Origin of the sequence: Rhodococcus sp. ARP2, assembly GCF_001029585.1 — a bacterium.
GTDB lineage: Bacteria > Actinomycetota > Actinomycetes > Mycobacteriales > Mycobacteriaceae > Rhodococcus_F > Rhodococcus_F erythropolis.
The window spans coordinates 51,228-57,877 of sequence record NZ_LEKE01000111.1 but is presented as its reverse complement, the minus strand read 5'-3'; the positions used below and the strand labels follow the sequence as shown (position 1 = coordinate 57,877).

Here is a 6,650-nt window from a genome sequence, read left to right as displayed (position 1 = left end):
TCGGGGGCGACTCCGGACTTGTCGAGGGCGCCTTTGATGGCGATGCCGCCGAGGTCGGACCCGGAGAGGTCTTTCAACGATCCGAGGAGTCGACCCATCGGGGTACGAGCTCCCGCAACAATCACAGTGGTCGTGTCGGTCATGCCAGTTCAACTTTCAGTTCGGTGCCGGTCGCGGCAACAACGTCTTCGACGCTGACATCGGGGGCCAGTTCACGCAGGACGAGTGGGCCTTCGTCGCTCACATCGATGACGGCTAGGTTGGTGATGATCCGATTCACCACGCCCTGGCCGGTCAGGGGCAGGGTGCATGCGTCGACGATCTTGGGGTTGCCGTCGCGGTCGTTGTGCTCCATGACGACGATGACACGCCGGGCACCGTGGACGAGGTCCATTGCGCCGCCCATTCCCTTGACCATCTTGCCGGGGACCATCCAGTTTGCGAGGTCACCCGTCTTCGACACCTGCATGCCGCCGAGAACGGCGGTGTCGATGTGGCCGCCGCGGATCATCCCGAACGAGAGGGCCGAATCAAAATATGCCGCACCGGGATTGACGGTCACGGTCTCCTTGCCGGCGTTGATGAGGTCAGGATCGACGTTGTCCTCGGTGGGATACGGTCCGGTACCGAGAATTCCGTTCTCCGAGTGCAGGACCACACGAACGTCCGAGCCCAGGTATCCGGGAATCAGTGTGGGAAGACCGATTCCGAGATTGACGTACTCGCCGTCGATCATCTCTGCAGCCGCCCGCGCTGCCATCTGCTGGCGCGTCCAACCCGTCACTGTCACTGGTGCGGTCATCGTGAGGTTCCTTCCGAAGCGCTGACGGTTCGCTTTTCGATTCGCTTGTTCTGAGGGCCGGTGTGCACAATTCTCTGCACGAAGACTCCGGGCAGGTGTACCGATGCCGGGTCGATTTCACCGGGCTCGACCAGACGTTCCACCTGAGCAATGGTGACCCGTCCCGCCATCGCGGCGAGCGGGTTGAAGTTCATCGCGGTCTTGTCGAACACGAGGTTGCCGTCGGTGTCACCGAGAACAGCGTGCACGAGTGCGTAGTCGGCGTTGATCGCCTCTTCCATCACGTAACGCTTGGTTCCGAAGACGCGAGTCTCCTTCGGAGGCGATGCAATAGCGATCGAGCCGTCGGCGTCGTAGCGCCAGGGCATTCCGCCGTCGGAGATGGGGCTACCCACTCCGGCCGGTGTGAAGAATGCGGGGATTCCGGTTCCGCCGGCGCGCAGACGCTCGGCGAGCGTGCCCTGCGGCGTCAGTTCCACTTCGAGTTCGCCGGCCAGGTACTGCCGGGCGAACTCCTTGTTCTCACCGACGTACGACGCGGTCACCCGTCGGATACGTCCGGCGCTCAGCAAGATTCCGAGACCGTGATCGTCGACGCCGCAGTTGTTGGAGAACACCTCGAGGTCGGTTGCACTCGTTGCTGCGATCGCGTCGATCAATACGTCGGGGATGCCGCACAAACCGAATCCGCCGACGGCCAGCGTTGCTCCGTCGACGATGTCGGCGACCGCGTCCGCCGCGGACTCGTACACCTTTGCTGTCATGTTTTCTCCCTGCCAAGCGTTCATTGAGTAGACACTCACTCACTTCGCTATCCAGTGAACTATCTCCAGTTCACAGGTTCAAGGGATCTTGAATATCAAGACAGAACTGATCGACTGCTGACCATCTGAAGAAAATTCGTTCACTGAATGGACGCTAGGATGAACTCATGTCTACTCACGAGCAATCACCGGCCATGGTCGCGCGGGTGGCGGCACTTCTGCGAGCCCTCGGCGCCTCTGAGCCAACGGGCATTTCCACCACGGAATTGGGCAAGGTCACCGGCCTCGCTCGGCCCACCGCGCACCGACTGCTCACGTCTTTGGCTGCCGAAGGACTGGTCGACCGTGACGCACGAACCGGTCGGTGGTCTCTCGGCCCGGAGTTGTACCTCCTGGGCGCCGCGGCCGGAAATCGGTACGACATCACCGACCGCGCTCGCGACATCGTCGACGACCTCGCCCGGGTCACGGGGGAGAGTGCATTCCTCTCAGCACGTCGCGGCGACGAGACCGTCTGCATCTTGAGTCAGGAAGGCAGTTTTCCGCTGCGATCTCACGTGCTGCACGAGGGGAAGCGATTCCCGTTGGGGGTCGCGTCGGCGGGGCTTGCCATCTTGAGTCACCTACCGACGCGGGACGTCGACGACTATTTCGCCCGAGTGAATCTGGAGTCGGAATGGGGTGAGATCCACAGTGAGGCATCAATCCGCGAGCGAATCGAGTCGACGCGTGTCACCGGCTATGCCGTCAATCCAGCCCTCATCGTCGAGGGAAGCTGGGGGATGGGTGCCGCGGTGTTCGACCGCAACGGGCGCCCGGACTGGGCGCTGAGTCTGACCGGAGTGGAAACCCGCTTTCGGCCCGCGCGTCATGCCGAGTTGGGAACGCTACTTCTCGAGTACGCTCATACGCTGTCGAACCGACTGAAAACGCATGCAGTGATCTAACTTTCGGGTACCGGTTCGTGCGCAGTAGTAGTTTTTGCCTTCGTGCGTACGTGCGCCTTTTCGCCCTGCGGGCCGAACAGATGCAAGATCTCCACGACCTGTTCATCGGCGGGCCCGAACCAATGGGGCTCGGCGGTGTCGAACTCCGCGACTTCACCGGGGTGCAGGACAACCTCGTTCGTACCCAGAATGAGACGCAGATCCCCAGCGAGCACGTAGAGCCATTCGTAGCCGGCGTGGGTGACGAGCTTCGGTGGACGTGGACCGATCACCTGTTTGAACACCTGCACCCGGCCCGGATATCGCGTCAACGGAACGACGGCACTGCCGTTCTTGCGTCGGCTCGGGGTGAGATGGACCCGAGGATCGCCCGTGGCGGGAGCGCCGACGAGTTGGTCCAGCGCGACCCGGTGAGCACGCGCGAGCGGTAACAGCAGATCGAGGGTGGGACGACGCTTACCCGATTCGAGTCGCGACAGTGCGCTGACGGAGATGCCGGTGGCGTCGGACAGGGCCTCGAGGGTCAAATCGCGATCCCGACGAAGTGTGCGCAGTCTCGGCCCGATATCGGTAAGCAACTGCTCGAGTTCGGCGTCCATGCCCTCATCTTTGCAGTTTCTGCAAATTTCTTACCGGCTTTGCAGGCCGGGTTGCGACGATCCTTTCGACTGGCGAGCACGGCAGAACACTTCGAGAGATGGAGTCCGAGATGAAACCTTCGAGCGGGATCGACGAACCGCAAGTGATCGGACTTGACGCACGCCGCCGGTGGGGCATTCTGGCCATCTGCTGCACGAGCTTGTTCGTCGTCGGGTTGGACACGACCATCGTCAACGTCGCTCTCCCCGCGATCGGGGAGGGATTCGGCGTCGGAACCGTTGGTCTCGAATGGATCGTCAACGCGTACACACTCGTCTTGGCGAGCTTGCTGATCTCGTCCGGCGCCCTGGCCGACAGGTTCGGTAGAAGGCGGATCTTCCAGATCGGACTGGTCGTTTTCGGGGTGGCGTCGATCGTCTGCGCGCTGGCCCCGTCGGTGGGAGTTCTGATTGCGGCGAGGATCGCGCAGGGAGTCGGTGGGTCGATGCTCAGTCCGGTGGCCCTGGCGATCGTCGTCAACGTGATGACCGACCCGAAGGAGCGAGCCAAGGCGATCGGCGTGTGGGCTGCGGTCTTCGGTCTGAGCATGGCAGCAGGACCGATAGTCGGCGGAGTCCTCATCGAGAGCTTCGGCTGGAGATCCGTTTTCTGGATCAATGTGCCCGTCATCGCAGTCGTTCTCATGCTGACCGCGGTGTTCGTACCGCAGTCCCGGGCTGAACAACCTCGACGTCTCGACTTACCGGGGCAGGTGCTTCTGATGGTCGTCGTGGGCGGATCCGTGGCTCTGCTCATCGAAGGCCCACGAATCGGGTGGCTGGCCTCCGGTGCAATCGCGGGTTACGTCGCCGTCGCTGCCGCGCTGGCAGCGTTCGTCCGCGTCGAATCGAGAAAGAGCGAGCCGCTCATGGACCCCTCGCTGTTTCGGCACCGGCCGTTCACCGCGGCAGTCCTCGGCGCGATCGTGGTGTTCGTGGCTCTCAACGCGACGCTGCTTCTGGGCACCTTCTACCTTCAACAGGCGCGTGAAATGACTCCCGCCGCCGCGGGCGCGATGACACTACCGATGGCAGTCGCGGCAACCATCTGTGCGCCGTTGTCGGGGATTCTCGTCGGGCGCTTCGGTGCACGATTGCCGTTGCTGATCGCCGGAAGCTTCACCGCGCTCGGCGGACTGTGCCTGGTCTCTCTCGACAACAGCACAGGCACTTCGACGTTGCTCGTCGCGTACCTGTTCCTCGGTATCGGCTTCGGTTTCTCGAATGCTCCGATCACCAACACCGCCGTCAACGGACTACCGAGATCGCAGGCAGGCCTTGCCGGCGGGATCACCTCCAGTGCAAGGCAGTTCGGCGCTGCTCTCGGTGTGGCGCTGGCCGGCGGCATGATCGCCGGCAGCGCACAATCAGACATCGCCGAGGCATCGAGAGCGGGTTGGATCCTTGTTGTCGCCTGTGGGCTCGTGGTTCTTGTCATCGCCCTGGCGTCGGGAGGTTCCGAGAAGACGAAGGGGTGAGGAGCGTGAGTTCACCCTGCGCGGGTGATTCCAACGCCGCTGCCGCCGGATAGAGATTATGGGGTATCTGATCGTCGTATCCGAGCGGGGAGAGCCATGTGCCAGACACCTAAGGACGCAACACCGGCCACCGTGGCGGTGAACCGCGAAGCGGTCACGCGGTACGCCATGGATGACCGGCAAGATTTTGTCGACGCGGATCGTGGCTTGATCGCACCGTTGCCTGGCAATGTTCTCGGCGACGACGGGCATGTGGTCTTCGACCCCGAGGCATTGGCGTACATCGGTGACGACGTTCCGGCGCCGGACACCGTCAATCCCAGTTTGTGGCGCCAGAGTCAGGTAATTCGCCGGGGTGGGCTCTACCAGGTGACGGATCGCCTCTACCAGGTGAGAAACAACGACATCGCAAACCTGACGGTCGTCGAGGGTGACGAAGGCCTGATCATCATCGACTGCATGGCGGGAGTCGAATCAGCGCGCCAGGGCATGAAGATGATTCGCGAGCACATCAGCGACAAGCCGGTTGCAGCGATCATCTACACGCACACCCATATCGACCACTACGGCGGAGTCAAAGGCATTATCGACGTCGAGGACGTTGCATCGGGAAAGGTGCCGATCATCGCGCCGGGCACGATCGCATCGTTCGACAAGTTCGCAATCGGCGAGAATGTGGTCGCCGGCAATGCCATGGCGAGGCGGTCGTTCTATGCCTTCGGCGGATTGCTCGACCTCGGTCCGAAAGGGGCGGTCTCGTGCGGGATCGGCGTGCTCAGCACCAAAGGCCCTCAGATCTCGTATATTTCCCCCACCGACGGCATCACCGAAACCGGAACGAAGCGAGAAATTGCGGGTCTGGAGTTCGAATTCCTCTATGCACCCGATACCGAGGCTCCGGAGGAGATGCACATCTGGATCCCCGAACTCGCCGCACTGACGTGTGCGGAGAACGCAAATCATTCACTCCACAACATCCAGACCCTGCGCGGTGCGCGTACCCGCGATGCCCGTAATTTCGCGCGATACCTGGACGAGACTTTGGAACGGTGGGGCGACGACGCGGCGGTTCACTACGGACCGCACACATGGCCGGTGTGGGGCAACGAGAACCTCGTTGGCTTCATCGAATCACAAAGGGATACCTACAAATACATTCACGACCAGGCGCTCCGGCTGGCGAACAAGGGATACACGCCGCTCGAAGCTGCCGAGGTGATCGAGCTACCCGAGGAACTCGGCCGCAAGTGGCACAACCGCGGTTACCACGGAACTCTGCATCATGACGTGCGTGCCGTGTACACCAAGGAGCTGGGAATGTGGGACGGCGATCCGGTGACGCTTCATCCACATCCACCGGTCGAGTCGGCGAAGAGGTTCGTCGATCTCCTTGGCGCGCAGAAGATCCTGGATGAGGGTAAGCGAGCATTCGACGCCGCAGACTACCGGTGGGCGGCAGAGATCCTGCACAAGTTGGTGTTCGCTCAACCGGAGAACACCGAGGCGAAGAACCTTCAGGCTGACGTCTACGAGCAGATGGGGTATCAAGCCGAGGGACCTCAGTGGCGAGGTATCTACCTTTCGGCAGCGTTGGAATTGCGTGAGGGCTCGCAACCCCCGCCGTACATCACTGCGAGCGAAGACAGCGTCCTCGCGATGCCCATCGATATCTTGTTCGACTTCGTAGCAGTGCATCTCATCGGAGACAAGGCAACTGACGTCGACCTCCACATCGATTTCGTGTTCACCGATCACGACGACGAGACCTGGACGGCCTGGGTCAGGCGCGGCGTCCTCAATGCCCGCCGGGGAGCGGCGTCGAACACGCAACTGACGGTGTCCGGGCCGAAAGCTGCACTGATCGGCGCACTTCTGCAACCGGGCGCGGCTGCGGAACTTGCCAAAGCCGGGAAGATTTCGCTCACCGGAGACGAATCGGCGCTGGAGACATTGGGAGGGCTGCTGGATACCTTCGATCCCAGTTTCAATATCGTCACGCCGTGAGGAAGGGATAGTTTTCG

6 protein-coding genes and 1 pseudogene are annotated in these 6,650 nt (G+C 62.0%); 3 read left to right on the top strand and 4 right to left on the bottom strand.

What is annotated here, in order from left to right:
* The 3 genes and pseudogenes from ABX74_RS30095 to ABX74_RS27315 form a co-directional block, all read right to left on the bottom strand.
* Nucleotides 1–143 (bottom strand): annotated as a pseudogene (locus ABX74_RS30095) (acetyl-CoA C-acyltransferase); the annotation flags it as partial.
* Nucleotides 140–802 carry a 3-oxoacid CoA-transferase subunit B gene (locus tag ABX74_RS27320; protein WP_020906493.1) on the bottom strand — a complete coding sequence of 221 codons (663 nt, stop codon included), beginning with the start codon at nt 800–802 and terminating at the stop codon, nt 140–142. The gene ABX74_RS27320 and the pseudogene ABX74_RS30095, both read right to left, overlap by 4 nt.
* The gene (locus ABX74_RS27315) at nt 799–1,566 is read right to left on the bottom strand and encodes a CoA transferase subunit A (RefSeq protein WP_153211317.1); all 768 of its coding nucleotides are present in this window, start codon (nt 1,564–1,566) and stop codon (nt 799–801) included. The genes ABX74_RS27320 and ABX74_RS27315 overlap by 4 nt, the downstream gene beginning before the upstream one ends.
* Before the next feature lie 167 nt (nt 1,567–1,733).
* Here ABX74_RS27315 and ABX74_RS27310 point away from each other — a divergent pair, with 167 nt between their 5' ends.
* Entirely contained in the window at nt 1,734–2,513 is a 780-nt protein-coding gene (locus tag ABX74_RS27310; protein WP_047890144.1) for an IclR family transcriptional regulator, read from the top strand.
* Here the strand turns inward: ABX74_RS27310 and ABX74_RS27305 are convergent.
* On the bottom strand, nt 2,510–3,112 hold the full coding sequence (locus tag ABX74_RS27305; RefSeq protein ID WP_019747537.1) for a helix-turn-helix domain-containing protein: 603 nt from the start codon (nt 3,110–3,112) through the stop codon (nt 2,510–2,512). The genes ABX74_RS27310 and ABX74_RS27305 overlap by 4 nt on opposite strands.
* A 110-nt stretch (nt 3,113–3,222) precedes the next feature.
* On the opposite strand from ABX74_RS27305, the gene ABX74_RS27300 reads away from it, so the two are divergent.
* Both ABX74_RS27300 and ABX74_RS27295 read left to right on the top strand, forming a co-directional pair.
* Nucleotides 3,223–4,629 (top strand): MFS transporter, encoded by a 1,407-nt coding sequence (locus ABX74_RS27300; protein ID WP_047890152.1) that lies wholly within the window; start codon nt 3,223–3,225, stop codon nt 4,627–4,629.
* 96 nt (nt 4,630–4,725) lie between these two features.
* Nucleotides 4,726–6,633, top strand: a complete 1,908-nt coding sequence (locus tag ABX74_RS27295; protein WP_020968666.1) for an alkyl/aryl-sulfatase — start codon at nt 4,726–4,728, stop codon at nt 6,631–6,633.
* Nucleotides 6,634–6,650 lie beyond the last annotated feature (17 nt).